Annotated in this window: 17 protein-coding genes; all 17 read right to left on the bottom strand. The window is 72.7% G+C overall.

Annotated elements, in window-relative coordinates; translation table 11 throughout:
* Window positions 1-18: 18 nt before the first annotated feature.
* The 17 genes from AC27LF_RS17235 to AC27LF_RS17155 all read right to left on the bottom strand — a co-directional run bounded on the left by AC27LF_RS17235 (window position 19) and on the right by AC27LF_RS17155 (window position 18,454).
* Window positions 19-813, bottom strand: coding sequence for an SDR family NAD(P)-dependent oxidoreductase (locus AC27LF_RS17235; RefSeq protein ID WP_479659910.1), 795 nt, complete (start codon window positions 811-813; stop codon window positions 19-21).
* 184 nt (window positions 814-997) lie between these two features.
* Window positions 998-2,968, bottom strand: a complete 1,971-nt coding sequence (locus AC27LF_RS17230) for a phosphocholine-specific phospholipase C (protein ID WP_479659911.1) — start codon at window positions 2,966-2,968, stop codon at window positions 998-1,000.
* A 31-nt stretch (window positions 2,969-2,999) separates the two neighbouring features.
* Window positions 3,000-4,469 (bottom strand): endonuclease/exonuclease/phosphatase family protein, encoded by a 1,470-nt coding sequence (locus AC27LF_RS17225; RefSeq protein ID WP_479659912.1) that lies wholly within the window; start codon window positions 4,467-4,469, stop codon window positions 3,000-3,002.
* 317 nt (window positions 4,470-4,786) lie between these two features.
* Window positions 4,787-6,130 (bottom strand): cytochrome P450, encoded by a 1,344-nt coding sequence (locus AC27LF_RS17220; protein WP_479659913.1) that lies wholly within the window; start codon window positions 6,128-6,130, stop codon window positions 4,787-4,789.
* Between the two features lie 168 nt (window positions 6,131-6,298).
* Window positions 6,299-7,180, bottom strand: coding sequence for a discoidin domain-containing protein (locus AC27LF_RS17215; protein WP_479659914.1), 882 nt, complete (start codon window positions 7,178-7,180; stop codon window positions 6,299-6,301).
* 344 nt (window positions 7,181-7,524) lie between these two features.
* Complete coding sequence (locus AC27LF_RS17210; RefSeq protein ID WP_479659915.1) at window positions 7,525-8,088, bottom strand: phage tail protein; 564 nt, start codon at window positions 8,086-8,088, stop codon at window positions 7,525-7,527.
* Window positions 8,089-10,068 (bottom strand): putative baseplate assembly protein, encoded by a 1,980-nt coding sequence (locus AC27LF_RS17205; protein ID WP_479659916.1) that lies wholly within the window; start codon window positions 10,066-10,068, stop codon window positions 8,089-8,091.
* Entirely contained in the window at window positions 10,065-10,484 is a 420-nt protein-coding gene (locus AC27LF_RS17200; RefSeq protein ID WP_404024268.1) for a GPW/gp25 family protein, read from the bottom strand. The genes AC27LF_RS17205 and AC27LF_RS17200 overlap by 4 nt, the downstream gene beginning before the upstream one ends.
* Before the next feature lie 5 nt (window positions 10,485-10,489).
* Window positions 10,490-10,765: a PAAR domain-containing protein gene (locus AC27LF_RS17195; protein ID WP_479659917.1), complete on the bottom strand. Its 276-nt coding sequence runs from the start codon at window positions 10,763-10,765 to the stop codon at window positions 10,490-10,492.
* Window positions 10,766-10,835: 70 nt separating this feature from the next.
* Window positions 10,836-12,734, bottom strand: coding sequence for a VgrG-related protein (locus AC27LF_RS17190; protein ID WP_479659918.1), 1,899 nt, complete (start codon window positions 12,732-12,734; stop codon window positions 10,836-10,838).
* A gap of 10 nt (window positions 12,735-12,744) precedes the next feature.
* Window positions 12,745-13,557, bottom strand: coding sequence for a CIS tube protein (locus AC27LF_RS17185; protein ID WP_479659919.1), 813 nt, complete (start codon window positions 13,555-13,557; stop codon window positions 12,745-12,747).
* 3 nt (window positions 13,558-13,560) lie between these two features.
* Window positions 13,561-13,995: a phage tail protein gene (locus AC27LF_RS17180; protein ID WP_121890064.1), complete on the bottom strand. Its 435-nt coding sequence runs from the start codon at window positions 13,993-13,995 to the stop codon at window positions 13,561-13,563.
* Window positions 13,996-14,059: 64 nt separating this feature from the next.
* The gene (locus AC27LF_RS17175; RefSeq protein ID WP_479659920.1) at window positions 14,060-15,787 is read right to left on the bottom strand and encodes a hypothetical protein; all 1,728 of its coding nucleotides are present in this window, start codon (window positions 15,785-15,787) and stop codon (window positions 14,060-14,062) included.
* A gap of 5 nt (window positions 15,788-15,792) precedes the next feature.
* Window positions 15,793-15,936 (bottom strand): DUF6760 family protein, encoded by a 144-nt coding sequence (locus tag AC27LF_RS17170; protein WP_479659921.1) that lies wholly within the window; start codon window positions 15,934-15,936, stop codon window positions 15,793-15,795.
* Window positions 15,933-16,385, bottom strand: a complete 453-nt coding sequence (locus tag AC27LF_RS17165) for a hypothetical protein (RefSeq protein WP_479659922.1) — start codon at window positions 16,383-16,385, stop codon at window positions 15,933-15,935. Before AC27LF_RS17165 ends, AC27LF_RS17170 begins: the two co-directional genes overlap by 4 nt.
* A complete protein-coding gene (locus tag AC27LF_RS17160; RefSeq protein ID WP_059142910.1) occupies window positions 16,385-16,828 on the bottom strand; it encodes a phage tail protein in 444 nt (147 codons plus the stop codon). The genes AC27LF_RS17165 and AC27LF_RS17160 overlap by 1 nt, the downstream gene beginning before the upstream one ends.
* A 57-nt stretch (window positions 16,829-16,885) precedes the next feature.
* Entirely contained in the window at window positions 16,886-18,454 is a 1,569-nt protein-coding gene (locus AC27LF_RS17155) for a phage tail sheath family protein (RefSeq protein ID WP_479659923.1), read from the bottom strand.
* Window positions 18,455-18,571 lie beyond the last annotated feature (117 nt).

Below are 18,571 nucleotides of genomic sequence, written 5' to 3'. Positions count from 1 at the left end.
GGCCCGGACGCACACCGCTCAGGGCAGGATCGCGTCGACGTAACCGCCGTCGACGCGCAGGGCGCCGCCCGTGGTGGCCGATGCCAGATCGGAACTCAGATAGACCACCATGTGGGCGATCTCCCTGGGTTCGATGAGGCGTTGCAGCAGGGACTGGGGCCGGTGCCGCCTCATGAACACGCGCTGCGCCTCGTCCCAGGGCAGATCGCGGTCGACGAGCTGATAGACGAAGTCCTCCACGCCCTCGGTGTGCGTGGGTCCTGCGATCACACAGTTCACGGTGACGCCGCTGCCGGCTGCCTGCTTGGCGAAGCCGCGGCCGACGGCGAGCAGAGCGGTCTTGGACACGCCGTAGTGGATCATCTCGGCGGGGATCACCACCGCCGAGTCGCTGGCGATGTACTGGACGCGCCCCCAGCCCCGTGCGGTCATCCCCGGCAGATACATGCGGGTGAGGCGGACCGCGGCCAGCACGTTCACCTCGAAGTAGCGGCGCCATTCCGCGTCGGTGATCTCCAGCGGGTCCTTGGCGCCGAAGATCCCGAGGTTGTTCACGAGGATGTCCACCTCCGGCAGGACCGCCCCGACGCGCTCCGCTCCCTCCTCGGCGGCCACGTCGGCGGCCACGGGGGTGAACTCCCCGTCGGGGACGTCATGCCGAAGGCGCTCGACCGCGCCCTGGACCCTGCTGGAATCCCGGCCGTTGACCCCCACCCGCGCACCGGCCCGGGCCAGCTCCGCCGCGATCGCGGCCCCGATTCCCTGGGTGGAGCCGGTGACCAGAGCGGTCCGCCCGGACAGGTCGATCCGCATGCCATCCCCTTTCGCACCGCGGACGCCACGCCCCCTGGAGGTGACAGGGGGAACGCGACGCCGTGACGGACCGCCGCCCGCCCGCCGCCGGCCGCCATCATCGTGGACCCGTTCGACCAAAGGCGGCAGACACGCGGGAGCACCGGCGGCCGTCACGGCCTCGCCACACCAGCGGGCGCCCCGCTCAGTCCGCGTGCACGCAGCCCGCGTATCGCTGGGCGAAGCGGGTGCCGCTGCCCGCGGTGACGGTGACGTCGTACCGTCCGTCGTCGGTGCGCCACGTCAGCCGGACCCGGTCGCCGGCCCGGACCCACACGGTCTGCTCCTTGCCCGCGAAGTCGTTCGGCGTGAGCGTGAAGGCCACGTCGGTGCCGCCGTCGTTACGGAGGTCGAAGTCCACCGTCGCCTTCTGCGGCCGACCGGAGTGCCGCAGGGCCGCCGTGACCACCGGCACCGCCACATCGCCTTGGTCCGCACGGACGAGGGTGCCGGAGAACCGGCGGACGAACCCGTCGGCGCCGTACACGGAGAAGTCGTAGCGGCCGTCGGTGGCCGCCGCGTCCCAGACATAGGTGCGTGACGAACGCGGCGGGACCGTGAACGGCGTGCCGGTGAAGGGCAGCGCGATGTTCGGCAGCACGGTGAAGTGGTAGCCGACGCTGCCGTCGTTGGTGAGGGTGCAGGTGACCTTGCCGGTGCCGCGGTCCACCTTCACATCGGCCCACGGCCGGTACGGCAGCGGCCGGTGCGGGCGCTCGCCCTCCTCCTGCCCCGGCATGGACTGCTCCGTGGGCACCTTGACGCCCGGCAGGGAGTTGCCGGCGTCCGCCTTCGCCATGAGCGCGACCGTGTCCGGCAGGGCGGGGATGCTGTAGTCGGGTCTGGTGAAGTCGAAGCAACTGGTCAGGTCGCCGCAGACGGTGCGCCGCCAGTCGGAGATGTTGGGCTCCCGCACACCGGTGACCCGCTCCAGAAAGCGCAGTACCGATGTGTGGTCGAAGACCTGGGAGTTGACCCAGCCGCCGCGTGACCACGGCGACACCACCCACAGCGGCACCCTGCTGCCGAGGCCGATGGGCTTGCCGTTCGCGAACTCGTCCTTGGTGCCCGGCTCCGGGAACGGCGGGATGACATGGTCGAAGTACCCGTCGTTCTCGTCGTACATCAGCAGGAAGACGGTGTGCTTCCACACCTTGGGGTTGGAGAACAGCGACTGGAGCGCGGTGTCGACCCAGTGGGCGCCGTAGTCGGGGCTGGCCGCCGGGTGTTCGCAGAACAGGTACGGCGCCACCAGCCAGGAGACCGTGGGCAGGGTGCCGTCCTTGCAGTGCCGGTCGAACGCCGTGAGATCGAACTTCGTCATGGCGTTGATGTAGCGCGGGTCGTCCTTGGGGAACTCGTGGAACTGCTTGAAGTACGACAGGGCGTTGTCGTCGTAGTCGCCGCAACGGTCGTCGGAGCCGTCGGGATTGTGGTAGACGCGCCAGCTGACGCCGGCCTGTTCCAGGCGCTCGGCGTAGGTGGTCCAGTCGGCCACCGGGTTGTTCGTGACCGGGGTGTTGTCGGTCCACGGGCCGGTGGTGCCGTCGATGCCGGGACCCGCGGTGCCGGTCCACAGATAGAGGCGGTTGGGGTCGGTGGGCCCGTTCAGCGAGCAGAAATAGCCGTCGCAGAGGGTGAAGGCGTCGGCGAGCGCGTACTGGTAGGGGATGTCCTCGCGGGTGAAGTAGCCCATGGTGCGCTCGCCCTTGGCGGAGACCCACTTGTCCATGGCGCCGCCGGCCACGGCCGTGTGCCCGGTGTCCCAGTCGTGCGGGAGTCCGCCCGCGTTCTGCGCGTTGTACTTCGTGGTGTCCATGCGGAAGGGCAGGAGGTGGCCCTCCGCGCGTCCGCGGTCGGGCTGGCGGAACACCGTGTCGCCGCTCGCGAGCACGCTCGCCTGCCGGTCGCCGAACCCCCGGACGCCGCTCAGCGTGCCGAAGTAGTGGTCGAAGCTGCGGTTCTCCTGCATCAGGATCACCACGTGCTTGACGTCGGCGATGCTGCCGTGCCGCATGTCGCGTCCGGCCGCCTCCGCGGTGCCGGGCAGTCCGGCCGCGACGGCGGCGCCGGCCGCGGTGGTGCCGATGAAGGTGCGGCGGCTGATCTCAGTCATGGGAGGAAGGTCCTTCAGGTCGTTTCGGTGGTCAGCCGCGAGCGGACAGGGAGAAGGTGACGACGGCGGCCGCGTGGTCGGAGGGCCAGCCGTTGGCGGAGGCGTCCGGCACCGGCCGCGGCCAGCCGGTGACCAGGCTGTGTGCTTCCAGGACCTTCAACCGGCCCGCGTACTGGATCTGGTCGATCCGGTCCTGGGGTTCCGTGCCGCCGTCTTCGCGTCGCGGGCGGACGGGCGACCAGGTGGTGCCGGGCGCCTTCGCCGGGTCGGGGTGGGCGAGGCGGTAGGCGTCGACGAGTCCGGCCTGCTCCAGGGCCTCGGTGACCGGCCAGCGGACCCGCCCCACTCCCGCGTGCGCGGACGCCGTCCGGCTCGTCCAGTCGTGGTGCGACGGCGAGGCGAGCCCCGCGGCCAGCACAAGGGGGTCGCGGGAGGCGAGATCCGTCCGCAGCGCGGCCACCAGGGCCCGTGCCTGCCGGTAGCGGGTCGTTCCCCGCTCCGCCGCCTCGACCTGCTCGGCCGTCCGCCCCGCCAGCAGCGCGTACGGGCCGTAGTCGGCCTCGTCGAGCTGGGCCGTCCACAGCCGCACCGTGCGGTCGCCGGGCAGACGCAGCGTCGCGGCGGCGGCCGGGAGTGCCGCGGTCGGCGCGACGACGTCGGTGAGCGGGTAGTGGCTCACGATGCCGAGGCCCCCGGCCTGGTGCACATGCCAGCCGAGCGCCGCGGCGAGCTTCGCGGCCCCGTCGGCACCGCATTCCTGGAGGGCGACGACGTCCAGACCCTGGGTGAGCACCAGCCGCACCTGCTTCTCCAGGAAGCCGTCGACATGGGTGCCCGCGTCCCACAGGTTCAGCGTGGCCACCTTCAGCCGGAGCCGGTCCCGCACGGCCCGCACGGGCACCTGGACGGTGACGGTGTCGCCGCCCACGGCGCTGTCGCTGACGGCGGCCACCACCCGGCCGGGTGTCCGCGGCGCGACGGCCGGGACCCGCCCACTGACCGTGCCGTCCGCCGACAGCGACAACCACGGGTCGCCCGCGACCCGTTCGAAGGTGGCGCTGCCCGCGGCATTGCCCTCCGGTCTGACCCACAGGCCGCCAAGCCGTACCGAGAAGGACGTGCCCGTGGTCTGCGGGGCGATGGTGACGGCGTCCACCACCGCGTGCGGACGGGGGATCACCGGGCGCACCGCGAAGCTGAACGCGGCGGTGCGGGCCAGGATGCCGTAGCCGTCCTTGGCGAGCAGATAGGCGGTGTACGGGCCGCCGCTGAGTCCCGAGGTGTTGATCGTGATGTCGCCGGCGGCCCCGGGGGTGTACTCCCAGGCGAGGGAGGCGCCGTGGCCGGGCAGCCGGTCGCCGTCGTAGACACCGATCCAGTTCTTCGCGTCGGGCGCGTCCGTCGACCACGTGAAGGTCAGCTTGTCGCCGCGCCGCGGGGGTGTCGGGGAGCCGATCGCGATGCTGCTCCCGGACGCGGCGACCTCTGAGGGGGACGACATGGTGGGTCCTCTCCGCCCCGGACACCGGCGCGGCGGCGCCCGGGTGAGCAACGAAAGTTGTCTGTATAAGTTCGCTCCCCAGCAAGCAGTTCCACGGCGACGGGACGGTGAACGGAGGGTTGCTGCCGCCCGGGAAACAGACGGAAATCTGAAGATCCCGCGTGCGGCGGCGCCCCGAAGGGGCGCGGGGAACTGCGCGACCAGCCACGACGAAGCCGCAGACGACCGACGGCCCAGCGCGGCACGGCTCAGCGCGGCACGGCTCAGCGCGGCACGCGGCACGCGGCACGCACGGCGCGGCACATCCAGCGGAGCGCTCAGCGTGCTTGGACGGTCATCAGCATCCGCCCCGGCCGTACGGTGGCTCGGGCGACGGGCCGGACCGTCTGTCCCGGGGGCAGTTCGAACCTGAGCCGGCGCAGGATGGTGGCGAGCGCTGTGGTCAGTTCGGTCATCGCGAAGTGGTCGCCGATGCATTTGTGCTTGCCCTCCCCGAAGGGCAGGAAGGCGCCGGGCGGAAGGGTGTGCGCACTGGTGAGCCACCGGTCGGGGTCGAAGGCGAGCGGGTCCGGGAACAGTTCGGGGTCACGGTGCAGGGCGTGCTGGCAGTAGGCGAGATCCGTGCCCGCGGGCAGCACCCAGGGGCCCAGGCGGGTCTCGGTGACGGTGCGGCGGGTCACGATCCAGCCGGTGTGGTGCAGGCGCAGCGTCTCCTGGATGACCCGATGGAGACAAGGCAGGCCGGTGACGTCGGAGAGCGTCACCGGCCGGTCGCCGAGTGTCGTGTGCAGTTCGGCGAGGACGCGGTCCTCGATGTCCGGGTGCCGGGCCAGTTCATAGAGCACCCAGGCGAGCACCGAGGCCGTGGTTTCGGTGCCGGCCAGCGCCAACGTGAGGATTTCCGAGCAGATGTGACGGTCACTCAATGGTTCCCCGGTCACCGGGTCCGGCGAGCGCAGCAGCAGCGACAGCATGTCGCCGGTGTCGCGATCGGAGGAGCGCAGCTCGGCGACGGCGCTGTGGACGGTCGACCGGACCGCCGCGACGGCCCGGTCGAAGCGCCGGTTGGCCGGCAGGGGGAGCCGCTGGACCCAGTCGGGCAGCATGATGCGCATGCCGATGCTGTCCATCACCACCACGAGGTCCTGGCGCAGTCGCCGGAACGCCTCGGGCTTGAGACTCCCGGCGAAGATGGTCTGCGTGAGCATGTCAAGCGACAGTTTGATCATCGTCTCGCGGACGTCGAGACTCTGGCCGGGACGCCAGCTGTCGACGGCGGCCGTCGTCCGCTCGCGCATGATGTCGACGTACCGGGCGATCTCGCCCCGCCTGAAGGCCGGTTGGAGCTGGCGCCGCTTGCGGACGTGCTCGTGCCCGGCGACGGTGACCACGCTCTCTCCGAGCAACTGGCCCATCACCTCGAAGAATCTGCCTTTGTCCAGGTGCGGTGCGATGTCCTTGAGCATCGTCAGGATCAGACCGGGGTCCTGCACCACGAGGGTGCGGGTCCCCGGCTGGAGCGTGATCTCCACGATCGGGCCGTAGCGGTGCCTGAGCGAGGCGATGAAGGCGAGGTTGTCTCGCCAGAGCGGTAGTGCGTGCCCCAGGAACGGCAGGGATCCCGCTGCCCGGGGAATCGGTGGAGGCGCTGCAAGGGTCACGAGTGATGGCTCCCTTCAGGTGATCACCGTCGGTATGGGTTCCCTGCCGCCGCGCCCCGGCAATCGGCGGCACCGTGTGTCCTTGGCCACGCGGGCCACACGAGGGCTACGCGGGGCACACCGGCCACTCGGAGGGATACGCGGGCCACGGCAGGGACGCGGGGCCGGTCACTGGCGGCCGAAGAACTCGACCTCGGCGACGGCGACCCGGCGGTCGGGGCGGACACCGTAGGCGGCGTCCACCGTCAGTCTCACTCGCGTCACCTCCGAGCCCCGCACGTCGAAACTCTGCTGGCCGGGTGCGTCGTTGAGGTTGATCGCCTTGGTGGTGCGTTCACCCTCCGCGGACACCAGGGTGACGGTGATCTCCGACGGCCGCGCCTGGGTGAGGAATTCGTCCCCCTTCGCCGAACTCCCGGAGGTGATCAGCAGTTTCTGCAGCCGCACCGGCCGGTCGAACTCCGCGTCCAGATACTGGCCCGCGCCGGGCCCGCGGCCGGCGGGCGCCCAGTAGCGGTTGCTGAACCCGTCGAAGGCCGCCTGCGCCCGGTGGGCCGGCGACTCGCTGGACGCGCTCACCTTCACCGGGTGCAGCGGTTTCGGGTCACCGGCGCGGTCCTCGGTGAACGTGAGCACATCGGACAGGTAGGAGCGGGCCAGCCAGGCCGCGGCGGCGAGTACGAGCAGCAGCACCGGCAGGGTCAGGCGCGGCCGGGGCCACCTGCGACGCCTGGACCTGGGCCGGCTCCCGGCGGCCAGCGGGCGCTCCCGGCGGCCCGGCACGAGCCGACGCCACCACGGCGGAGCGGCATCGGGCGCCGGTGCCGAGGCGGGGTCGAGCAGGTTGCCGCAGCCGACGCAGAGCCTGCGGCCGTACGGGTTCTCCCGGCCGCACGTCGGGCAGCGCCGGGTGGCCGGGGGCGGCGGGGTGCCGGGTCGGGGCGGCGCCGACGGCGCCGCGGCCGAGGCGGTGGCCGCCGTGTCCGCCGGGTCCGGGCGGTGGTCGGGTCCGGTCCCGGAGCCGTCGGGCCGTGGGTCGCCGGGCCGCACCGGTGCCGCCGTGGGGCCCTCAGGGTGCGCAGGGGCCGGGGCCGGTGCCTGGACGGGGGCGGGCGACGGCGGTACCACGGCCGGGGCAGCCGGGGCAGCCGGGGCAGCCGTAGCAGCCGGGGCAGGCGGAGCAGGCGGAGCAGGCGGGGCAGGCGGGTGAGATGGAGCAGGTGGGGGAGCGGTCGGTGCCGTGGCGTCGGGCGGCCGCTCGCCGGCCCGGTCCGCCGCGGTCTGCGCTGTGCCGTCCGGCGCCTGCGCCTCGTCGTCCCAGCCGAGGAACGCCTGACAGGAGCCGCAGAAGCGGGTACGCGCCGCATTGCGGTGACCGCACTCGGGGCAGATCATCAGGCACCCGTCCCGTCCGACGCCACCACGACGTCCACCGTGTACGGAACATGCGCGGGCACCTCGGCGGCCATCAGCCGCTCCAGCCGTAGCCGCGTCGGGGCGACGGCCCCCTCGTCCGCCACCCGCAGCCGCACCCGCAGCCAGGGACCCGCCGACCCGGGCAGCGCCGAACCCGGCTCGGCGGACCAGGACGTGGCGCCGCTCTCCTCGATCTCCGGTTCGACACCCGTCTCCATCCGTATCGCCGACGCCAGCCCGTGCCGCGTACCGCGGGCGCGGTGCCGGGCCACCGCCCCGGTCACCAGGGCGCGACGCTGGTGCACCGGCCGCTCCGGGTCCGCCTCCACCGCGACCCACCCGGCCAGCCACGCCAGCAGATCCTCGGGTGCGGTCCGCGGATGCAGATGGGCGGGCAGGTTGTCCAGGGTGAGCAGCACCGGCGCCAGCACCTCGTCCAGCGCGCTCAGAAACCGCTCCACGAACGGCTGCTCCATGTAGACGGCGGGCAGTTGATGCAGCAACGGATGGGGCGTCGGCAGCCCCGGAAGTCCTTCGCGCACTCACGCCTCCCGCACCCGGAGCCGGTGTTCGTAGCTGAACACCAGCGCATGCCGGTCCAGTTCGATCCTCGCGGTGGCCTCGGCGCGCTGTCCGCTCACCGGGTCCGCCGGAAACAGCCGTACGTCCTCGACCAGGTCGACGCCGGGCACCCGTTGCAGCACCGCGAACACCTCCCCGGAGTGCACCGGCCGCCCGAACGGCCAGCCATGCCCGTCCGGCCCGCCCGTCAGCGGGTTGAAGTAGCCGTACAGCGCGGCCAGGGCCGACTCCCGCAGCCGGTCGGCCGCCGCGCCACGGGCCGCCACCACCGAGGCCACCACGGTGACGCCCTGGTAGTACGGCGGTTCCACGGCCAGCCGGGTGCCGATCGGGCGCCGCTCGTCCAGATACGAGGCGATCATCGCCAGGGTGTCCCGCGGCGGGATCAACTCCTCGAACCGGATCCGCCCCTGCGCATCACCCCGCCCGGCCGGAACCACCAACAGCCGTACACCGGCGCCCTGTTCGCCTCCCTGCCCGGCCGGCTCCCGGTCATCCGCCGGGCCCGCCGGGACGCACGCCACCCGGGCGGCGTCCGGTGCCACCTCACGGGCCAGCAACTCGTAGTCGCGCGGCACCACGGCCCGGTGCAGGGTGCGCAGCGTCATCGGCCCCCGCACCCGCGCGTTCTCCACTGTTTCGCCGTCCACCCCGCCCAGCGCGGGCCGCCGGTTCTCCACCCGGGCCACGAACGGCAGCGAACTGCGCAGCACCCGCAGCGTGCCCCGCGCCACGTTGCCCCGGTGCCCGCCGCCCGTGCGGTAGGAGCGCACCCGCACCGGGGCGCCCTTCGGCGGCACCGCGCCGTACAGCCGCAGCGTGCCGTCGGCCTCCCGTACGGCGGGGCCGAAGTCCACCTGGCCCAGGTTGGGGTCCAGGGTGAAGTGGCGGTCGTACGGGGTGGAGTGCGCGAAGTCGTCCACCCGGGTCCACTCCACCCAGCCGGACTCCTCCGCGACCTCCACCACGAACGGCTCCTCGCCCGCCACGACCGGCGGCCGGGCCAGCCGGAAACCCTGTCCCGCGATCCCCTCCGACAGGCCGAGCACCTCCTCCGCCACGGTCTCGGCGTGGGCGGCCGCCACGGTGCCGCCGATGCTGAACGCGCTCGCCCGGCGCACCGTCGGAGACGCCACGTACGTCGGCTGGTCCGCCGCCGCCTCCACCAGTCGGCAGCGCAGCCAGCCACCGGACCGCCCGGCGACCACCGAGGCGGTGTGCCCGTCGGGCACATGCAGGATGACCTCGCCCGCCTTGTTGAACCCGCCGGTGTCGTCCTTGTCCACCTCGCACGCCACCCAGGCCGCGCCGTCCCACGCCTCCCACCGCAGCGGCGGGCGGCGCGGGTCGACACCGACGCCGTCCACCCGGCAGTCCAGCCGCAGCACCACCGCACAGCCGGGCACTGCGGCGGACAGCCCGAAACAGAGGCAGTCCCCGGGGGCGGGTGCCGCGGCGAAGCACGGCACATCGCGGCCGAGCGTCAACTCCTCGGACCGGTCGGCGGCGTTGCCGTCGGCCGGCCAGGTGACGAGATGGGACAGCTCGCACGGCACCACCGACAGATCCCGGCCGGTGGTGAACACCACCGCCTCCTCGGTCTCGGCGCGCACCGTGGCGACCTCCGTGCCCGCCCGCATCCGTACCGTGTCGGGCTGCGGCGCGGACAGCCAGAACGTGACCTCGGTGCGGGCGGCCGTCGGGGGGAACAGCCGTACGCCGATGAGGTCGAGGAAGGCCAGATAGTTCTTCTCCGGAACCCGGTTGAGCCGGTAGACGAGCTGGTCGACCATGGTGGCGAACGCCTCGATCAGGGTGACCCCCGGGTCCGACACATTGTGGTCGGTCCACTCGGGACAGCGCTGCTGCACCAGCCGTTTGGCCTCGTCCACCAGGCCCTGGAAACGCCGGTCGTCCAGATGGGGGCTGGGCAGCGTCACCGCGAACCCCCGCCCGTACTCTCGCCGTCCGGGATCACATAGAACGGGAAGACGAGGTTGCGCGGGTCGTTGGTGCCGCGTACCGCGTAGCCGATGACGATGTACAGCACCCCGTTGTCCGCCTCGTCGAACCGTACGGCGACGTCCGCGACCTCGATCCGCGGTTCCCACCGCTCCAGCGCCAGCCGCACCTCGTAGGCGAGTTGCCCGGCCGTACCGGCGTCCGCGGGCGCGAACACATAGTCGCCGAGCGCGCAGCCGAACTCCGGTCGCATCGGACGCTCGCCGGGCGAGGTGGCCAGGACCAGCCGAATCGACTCCTCGATCTCCCGTTCGTCCCTGACCAGCGCTATACCGCCGGTGGCGTCCGTGCGGGGCGGGAAGGCCCAGCCCGCACCGATGAATTGACGGCCCATCAGCACTAGCCTCCGATCTGCACGGTCGGGCACCCGGCCGTGATCGGCGCGCCGCAGCCCGCCCGGTCGCCCACCCGGGCCGCGGGCCGACCGCCGATCAGCACGCTGGAACTGCCGGGCGGGGCGATCGCGGACGGGGCGTGCGCGGCGGGTGAGGCGCACTGGTGCGGGGTGCCCACGGTGGCCGCCGGCTGCCCGCCGATCAGCACGGTGGGCTCTCCGGGCGGGCCGACCACCCCGGGATGCCCGGTGGGATCGCCGACGCGTGCGGCTGCTGGCATGTGCTGTGCCCCCTGCCCTGGTTCGTCACGTTCCTGCGGTTGTGGCCGATGAGGTGTCCGCGGCGCGGTTTCAGTTGATGCGTACGAGAGGCGCGTTGACCAACAGGGCGTTGCCGCCCCTGAGTTCGGTCCGGGTGGTGCTGCCCACCGCCACCTGGTTGCCCCGTACCTCCACCGCGCCGCCCGTGGCCAGCTTCAACGGGCCGTTGCCGCCGTCCACTTGGACGCCGGTACGGGCGGTGAGCCGGACCGAGTCGCCGGTCAGCTCCAGCGTTCCGCCGCCCGCGTCCAGCGCGACCCCGTTGCCCGCGCTGATGGAGACCTGTTCCTCCGCCTCGATCTCCACCGTGCCGTCGCTGTGCACCACGACCGTGGTGCCCCGGCGGTCGAGGCTGATCCTCAGCTTTCCGTCGCCCGTCGACAGCCGTACGCCCTGCGGTCCGTTCGCGGCATCCAGCAGTTCCAGCCGGTCGCCGCTGCGGGCACCGAAGGCGCGCTTGGTGACGGCTCCGCTGGTGGGGTCCACCGCGCCGGCATCCTCGTCCGCCCGCGCACCGCCCCCCTGCGCCGGCCCGCCGCCCGCGCCGCCGGGCTTGTCCTGCCCGTTGTAGAGCCCGGCGAGGACGTACGGACGGTCCAGATGGCCCTGTTCGAACCCGACCAGCACCTCGTCGCCGACCTCGGGGATGAACGCCTCCCCGCCGCCGGTGCCGCTCGCCTGCGCGGTCCGCGCCCAGTCGCTCGCGTACTCGTCGGACAGCCACGGGAACCGCACCTTCACCCGGCCCAGGCCCTCCGGGTCCTTGGTGTCCGTGACCGTGCCGTTCGCCAGGCCCGAACACCGGGCGCCCGCCCCCGTGCCGGTCCCCGTGCCGCCGGTCAGTTCGAACAGCGAGCGCTCCTGCTGCCCGGACACCGTCACCCAGGTCTCGTAGCCGCGCACCGGATCGAAGACGTGCCGCGACGACGTCACGGTGTACCGGCCCTCGAAGGGAGCGCCGACCCCGGCCAGGGTGACCGCGACACCCGCCCGCACCTCCGGGTTTCCCCGGATCACCGCCTCCAGGTCGGCGAACGACCCCGCGATCCGCGCGGCGAGCGCCTTCGCCGCCTGGTCCACCTGGGCCTGGTTCCCGTACGGCGCGTCGGACACCACGAAGTCGGCCTCGCCGAACGGCCGCGCCACCTCGGCCGCCGTCACGCCCAGCTGGAGCGTCGCCGCGGAGCCCGCGTCGGCGCGGCCGATCAGCGGCTGCTTGGCCCGTACGTCCCAGCCGCGCACCTCCACCGCCGAGACCTGCTCGGCGGCCGACACCCCGGCCCGGCAGCGCAGCAGATTGTCACCCATCTCAAGGACCAGCGGATCGCGGTCCGCGCGGGCGGAGGTGTCGGGCGCGCCGCCCGCGTCGGTCGGCCTGGACACATGGAGCCGGCCGTCCCTCACGAAGACCTGGACACCCGCCTGATCGGCCAGCGAGCTGACGAACTCCCAGTCGCTGATGTTGGGTTGCGCCACATGTTCCAGGACCGGACCCGCCACGTCGAGCGTGCCCGGCTTCAGCCCGGCCCGCCGCGCCACCTGGACACAGATGTCCGCCAGCGTCATGTTCTGGTAGCCCGCGACCCGGCGGCCCCGGAAGAGACGATGGGACTCGTCCAGGCCCCGCACCACGGTGTAGGTCCCGGTGTCATCGATCTCCACCTCCAGCGCCGTCACGCTCCCGGTCAGCAGCGGACGCGGCGAAGGACCCCCGTCGGCGCCGGCCAGCAGCCGCACCTCCGTACCGATCCGCACCCCCGTCTGCTCCAGCAGCACCCGGCTCGGGTCGCGGAACCGCAGCAGGAACAGGTCGGGCAGGGTACGGCTGTCGTCCACGTACCCCTCGACCAGGGTGTTCGCCAGGGCCGCGGAGAGCGGACGGCCGCCGAACTCCACCACCAGGGACTTCGCGACGCTCTGATGGACCATGACGCCCGCCTCACCGATCCCTGTCGTGTCCGTCGCCCAGGCCGCCGCCCGTGCCCTGCGGCCCCCGGGCACGTTCCAGTTCGTCCAGCGCGGGAAGCAGCAGCTCGCGCCCCTCGGGCAGGCGCATCGGATCGTCGATCCCGTTCGCCTCCGCGATCGCCCGCCAGCCGGCCGGGTCGCCGTACTCACGCCAGGCCAGCAGCGCCAGCGTGTCCCCGGCGCGCACCCGGTGCACCCGCCGCGCGTGCAGGGCGCCCGAGGTCGGGTTCTGCCCCGGGGTCTCCCCGCTGATCTCCTCCATGGTCACCTGGCACACCGCCCGGATCGGCACGCCGGACGTGGTGAACAGGGTGTATTTCGCCTGTACTTGGCTGACGTAACCGGGGAAGCCGGTGAGCCCGCCCCAGTGGAACACCACCCAGGGCGGCGAGGACCGCTGCTGCTGCCGTGTCTCGTTCGTCGGCACACAGCACGCGAACAGCTTCTCCACCGCGGTCACCACGCTGGTGTCCTGGGTGTCGCTCGCGTCGAAGAACATCTCCACCGTGAGCTTGCTGGGCTGCGGCCCCTGGTACTCCGGCGGCCCCGCGCTCTTCGCGCCCTTGGCCGGGGTGCGTTTCCAGGCCGCCGCCTTCGTCAGGGACAGCTCCTTGGGGTTGAACTGGAAGTCGATCCGCCCGCACGGCCCGCCGGGCGTCAGGCTCCCGCCCGGCGGCGGCGTACGCAGCTCCAGGTACGCGTGCTCCAGCTTGGGCCGTGCCCCGCCTCCCTGGGCGGCGGTCGCCCCCGCGCCCGCCGCGCTGAACGCCACCGGAGAGCCCACGGGTCAGTCCTCCATCGTCACGAAGCCGTGGTGGGCGATCTCGATCGTCTCCATGGCCACCTTGGGTGATTCCGGATTGAAGGCCGGCCCGGTCCAGCGCACCGGCACCACCTCCAGCAGCCCCCATTTCGCCACCGGCCGTCCGTCCCCGGTGCGTGCCTCGATGTGCGCCGTCCTGCGTCTGATCCCGGTGGTCATGCTCGCGAACCACTTGGCCACCTTCTCGGTCTCCCGGGTCAGCGGCCTGGACAGCTTGATGTTGGGGTACTTCAGGCGGGTGGGCAGCTGCCACAGATGGATGTTGTTGCCGCCCTCCTCGCGCTGTTCGAGCACGACCTCGCAGCCCAGACCCTCGCAGGTGTTGAACGAGCCGAGTTCGATGCCGTCCACGGTGACGACGAAGCAGACGCTGACCGCCGGGTCGTCGGTCACGGCCATGCCGTCCCTCCTTGGTGTTCGGTCCGTGCTGTGCGCACACGGTCGGTGGCTGGTCGGAGCCTGGTCAGTGCCTGGTGTCGATCAGGTGTCCGGCCCGTTCCCGGTCCAGCCGCAGCTCCGCCTTGAGCAGCCGGCTGAGCGGGGCGAACAGGGCGCGGACCAGTGCGTCGTCCACCTTCGGCGGGCCCCCGGGGCCGGGCTCGCCGGTCTGCTCCCCGGGGGCGTCCGGGGCGGTGGCCGAGGCGCCGGGAACGGGTTCGGGTGACGACGGGGCGGGCGGATCGGGCGGGGCCGGGGGCTCCGGGGGAGCGGGAGGGTCCGGCGGGGTGGTCTGGGCGTCGCGCTGCACCAACGGGACGAACCGGGCGGAGGGAACGGGTTCGGCGGATGGCACGGCCCGGGCGCGCTGGACGGCCGCGGACAGCGGCACGGACGCGTACGGTGGCGGGGACGCCGGAGCGGCGGCGACGGGAAGCACGGGCGCGGCGGACGGCGGCCGGAAGACGACGGAACCGTCGGCCATGCGCTGTGCCACGCCGGCGGCGACGGCCACGGAACCGGCGTCGACCGGCACCGGCGACCGGGACACGGCCGGTGCGGCCGGGCGTGCGACGGCCGGCCGGACAGAGGGCGCGGCGCCCGCGGCGACGGACCGCTGGGCGTACGGCACGGACCGTACCGAGTCCCTGGTGGCCGCGGCCGGTGCCCCCGGCGCGGGGGTGCCGGTGGTCCGGTGGCCGTCGTCGGGCCGTGACCAGCGCACCGGCACGGCGACCCGCTGCTCGGGCGCGTGCGACGCGTCACCGGCCTCGGCCGGCCGCACACCGGAGAACAGCGGCACCGAACGCTGCGCGACGAGCGGCGCCAGCGGCCCGCTCACCGGGTGCGGTCCGGGTGCCGCCGGTGTCCCGTCGGCGGCGGCCCGCTGAACGGGCACCGGGGTGTCGGCGGACGTCGGCTCCGGCAGCGGACCGGTGTCCGCCAGACGCACGACGAGCGGGTCGTCGAAGAGCAGCGGCCCGGCGGGCGGGTCGGCCGAGGGAGCGTCGGGCCACGGGGCGGCGGCGCCGGGTGCGTCCGAGGCCGGTGAGGCGCCGCTGCCGTCGGTGTCCTCCCGCCGGGCGGTGCGCGGCAGTTCGGCCAGCGGCTCGCCGAGGCCGAAGGTGGGTGAGCCGGGGCGGTCGGCCGCCGCAGACCGCTGGACCGGCGCCGCGGACGGCACAGAGGGTGCGGACGGCGATGGTGATGGTGATGGCCGGACGGACGGCGGCGGGGGCACGGGCGCGTCGGGGCGGGCGGCATCGACGGGCACAGCGGTGAGCCGGCGTATCCGCATGGCCGGTGCGTCGGCCGCGACCAGCGGCGCGATCGGGGCCGCAGGGCCCGTGCCCGCGCTGCTCGATGCCGTCTCTCGCTGCACCGGCGGGTTCGGCTGCCGCGCCCCGCGCGCGGTGTCGGCGCGGACCTCGCGGCCCACCACCGGTGTCTCCCGCGGCGCGGCCGGTGTGGCCAGACCATGGCCAAGCCCGGACGGGGCCTCAGGGCTCACCAGATGGCCGAGCGGCAGCCGCAAGGACGCGTCCCGCCAGGTGTCCAGGGAGCCACGGAACCCCACCGGATCCGTGACCAGCGCGGGAGCACCCACCGTACGCTGGAGCGGCGGCACGTCACGCCACCCGGCCGCCCGCACCGGCGCACGGTCCGTCTCCGGCGCGCTCGCGGCGTGGCCGCTCGCGCCGTCGCCCTGCCGCTCACGTCGGCGCCGGCCGGCCGGCCAGGACAGCCATCCCATCCCTCTCACCCCTCGCTCAGCCGGGCGACGTGCTGGACGTACCGCAGCCGGTCCTGGTGTTCGAGGTCGAGGATCTGGTCGAGTGACCAGTGGAAGTGGTAGGCGAGGTACGCGACTTCCTCGTGGAGCCGGTCGGCCGCGTACGTCATGATTCCCCCAGGCGACCACCGCCGGACAGGTCCACCGCGAAGCTCTCCTGGCACGAGGGACAGGTGACCGCGGCACGGGTGTGCCCCTCGGCGTTGATACGGCGGTAGAAGTCCTGCAGGAAGGCGAGGTCGGAGGCGAACAGGTCCTCGACGATCCCCGGATGGACGTCCTCGATCGAGCCGAGCCGCACCAGCACCCGGGAGATCAACACCACGGACAGATAGGCGGAGTTCTCCCGTACCCGGTCGTCGCGCAGCGGGACAAGCTCGTCGCGGGCGGTCGCGAGCCGCATCACCCCGGTCCGGTGCACGGTCCCGGAATCGTCCACGTAGCCGCGCGGCAGTTCGAAGGCGAACTCGGTGCGCAGGGTGTCGACCCGCCCGGCCCGGTCCGCCGTCTCCGCGGCCCCGGGCTCCGCCGCGGACGCCGTCGCGATCGTACGCCGCATCAGTCGACTTCCACGCTCTCGTAGGTGATGGCCAGCTTCTCGGTGAGAACGGAGGTGTCTCCGGCCTTCAGGGTGCTGATCTCCAGCGACTTGGGCCAGGCGTTGATCAGCTTGTAGCGCTTGATCGGGATGCCCTCGTAGTCGTAGACGATGATGGAGCCGTTGCGGCGGGCGTTGGTCATCTTCCCGAACCGGGAATCCTTGATCCACTGCTCGAAGCTGTTGTCCTCCGTCAGACCGCGGGTGACGGTGACCTCACCGGCCTTGGGACGGCCGGGGAGCTTCTTGATGGCGTATTTGCCGTCGGCGGTGTTCTGCTTCAGCTCGATGACGTCCTGCTCCATCTTCAGGCCGCTGACCTCGGTGATCTGCCTGATGAGAACGCTGTCGAATTCGAGGCCGAAGGAATGTCCTACGGAACTGTCGAGTTCGGGGAGCGGCATGCCAGCCTCCTAATGCTCCGGATCCTGTCGGTCCTGGCGGCCCCGCGGGCCGTGGCGTCACTCGTCGATCCCGCCCGACCCCGCCGAGAGCTGGGCGAGCCGGAACACCACGAACTCCGCGGGTCTGACCGGGGCCACCCCGACCTCACAGATGACCTGACCGGCCTCGATCGACTCCGGAGGATTGGTCTCGCGGTCGCACTTCACATAGAACGCCTCGTCCGGCGTCAGCCCGAACAGAGCGCCCTTGCGCCACTCGTTGACCAGGAACGCCGAGATGGTCCGCCGGATCCGCGCCCACAACGCGTCGTCGTTCGGTTCGAAGACCACCCACTGCGTGCCCGCGAGGATCGACTCCTCCAGGTAGTTGAAGAGCCGGCGCACATTGAGGTAGCGCCACGACGGATCGTCGGCGAGGGTGCGCGCGCCCCATATCCGGATGCCGCGGCCGGGGAAGGCACGGATGCAGTTGAGCCCGATGGGATTGAGCAGGTCGTGCTCCCCCTTGGTGATCCGCGTCTGCAGACCGACCGCGCCCCGCAGCACCTCGTTGGCCGGCGCCTTGTGCACCCCGCGCGTCTCGTCGTTGCGCGCCCACACGCCCGCGACATGCCCGCTCGGCGGCACGAAGGCGTCACGGCCGACGGCCGGGTCGAACACCTTGATCCAGGGGTAGTAGAGCGTGGCGTACCGGGAGTCGAAGCCCGTCGTCTCCTCCCGCCACGTCTTGATCTGGCGCGGGCTCAGGGCGGGCGGCGGATCGAGGATCGCGATCCGGTCGCCCATGGCCTCGCAGTGCGTGATCAGCCCGCGCTGCACGGAGATCACCGTCTCCAGGTCCAGCGCCCCCCGCTGGTAGGCACTCATCAGATCCGGTGCGGCCACCATCGTGACCTCTTCGACCGCCTCAAGGCCGCCGAACCCGGTGCGCTGGTCGGGATCGCCGACGTAGGAGTCGGCGGACAGCGCGTCGGGCACCCCGACCGCCCCGCCCGGACCGGCACCGGGCGCCGTGGCCAGCGTCACCGACTGGACCTCGGGCCGGGCCGGCGCGGCCCCCTTGCCGGGCTCCTCCAGCCGGATGAGCTGCGACCGGGCGCGGACCTGGGTGGCCACGTTGTCCTTGCTGCGCTTGGTGGTCACCGAGGGGTACGTCTCGACGACCTGTCCGTCCCGCTTCACGATCAGGGTGAAGACGTCCTGGGGCGGATCCTCGCCCTCGGGTTCCGCCACCTCCACGGTGATCTCACCCGTGACGCCGGGCAGCACCCGCACGGAGTACGGGCCGAGCCGCGCGGTGGGCCCCGCGAGCTCGGCGCCCTCCTGCGCCGGCCCCTCGGCCTTCCCCACCGGGCCCGCCTCGGCGCCGCCGATCCGGATCACGTAGCAGATTCCGCCACCGTTGGCGAAGTACCCGTAGACGGCCGAGGCCAGGTAGGTCCCCTCGACGAAGTCGCCGAAGACGCCGGTGAACTGGGTCCAGTTGGTGATGAGGGTCGGCTCGTTGAACGGACCCTTCTGAGCGAAGCCGATGAAGGCGGCGACCGAGGTGCCGACCCCCTCGATCGGACGTGACCCGGATTCCACCTCTTCGACGTAGACGCCCGGGGACAGGTACGACGGCATACCACTCCTCTTGACCGGGTCTCCTCGACCAGGTCGACCAGTTGACCAGGTTGACCGGGGAAGCGAGAGCGATTGTTCCCGGGACGGGGAACCGCGGGACAGGGCGTTCGGCCGCAC

The sequence above is a fragment of the Streptomyces diversicolor genome (assembly GCF_057537855.1).
This window is presented reverse-complemented; position numbering and strand designations above follow the sequence as displayed.

Bases quoted from the DNA above. Each gene is read 5' to 3' on its own strand.
- AC27LF_RS17155 (WP_479659923.1), bottom strand. From the start codon at position 18,454: ATGCCGTCGTACCTGTCCCCGGGCGTCTACGTCGAAGAGGTGGAATCC.
- AC27LF_RS17170 (WP_479659921.1), bottom strand. From the start codon at position 15,936: ATGACGTACGCGGCCGACCGGCTCCACGAGGAAGTCGCGTACCTCGCC.
- AC27LF_RS17180 (WP_121890064.1), bottom strand. From the start codon at position 13,995: ATGGCCGTGACCGACGACCCGGCGGTCAGCGTCTGCTTCGTCGTCACC.
- AC27LF_RS17190 (WP_479659918.1), bottom strand. From the start codon at position 12,734: ATGGTCCATCAGAGCGTCGCGAAGTCCCTGGTGGTGGAGTTCGGCGGC.
- AC27LF_RS17200 (WP_404024268.1), bottom strand. From the start codon at position 10,484: ATGGGCCGTCAATTCATCGGTGCGGGCTGGGCCTTCCCGCCCCGCACG.
- AC27LF_RS17225 (WP_479659912.1), bottom strand. From the start codon at position 4,469: ATGTCGTCCCCCTCAGAGGTCGCCGCGTCCGGGAGCAGCATCGCGATC.
- AC27LF_RS17235 (WP_479659910.1), bottom strand. From the start codon at position 813: ATGCGGATCGACCTGTCCGGGCGGACCGCTCTGGTCACCGGCTCCACC.
- AC27LF_RS17160 (WP_059142910.1), bottom strand. From the start codon at position 16,828: ATGCCGCTCCCCGAACTCGACAGTTCCGTAGGACATTCCTTCGGCCTC.
- AC27LF_RS17175 (WP_479659920.1), bottom strand. From the start codon at position 15,787: ATGGGATGGCTGTCCTGGCCGGCCGGCCGGCGCCGACGTGAGCGGCAG.
- AC27LF_RS17195 (WP_479659917.1), bottom strand. From the start codon at position 10,765: ATGCCAGCAGCCGCACGCGTCGGCGATCCCACCGGGCATCCCGGGGTG.
- AC27LF_RS17165 (WP_479659922.1), bottom strand. From the start codon at position 16,385: ATGCGGCGTACGATCGCGACGGCGTCCGCGGCGGAGCCCGGGGCCGCG.
- AC27LF_RS17230 (WP_479659911.1), bottom strand. From the start codon at position 2,968: ATGACTGAGATCAGCCGCCGCACCTTCATCGGCACCACCGCGGCCGGC.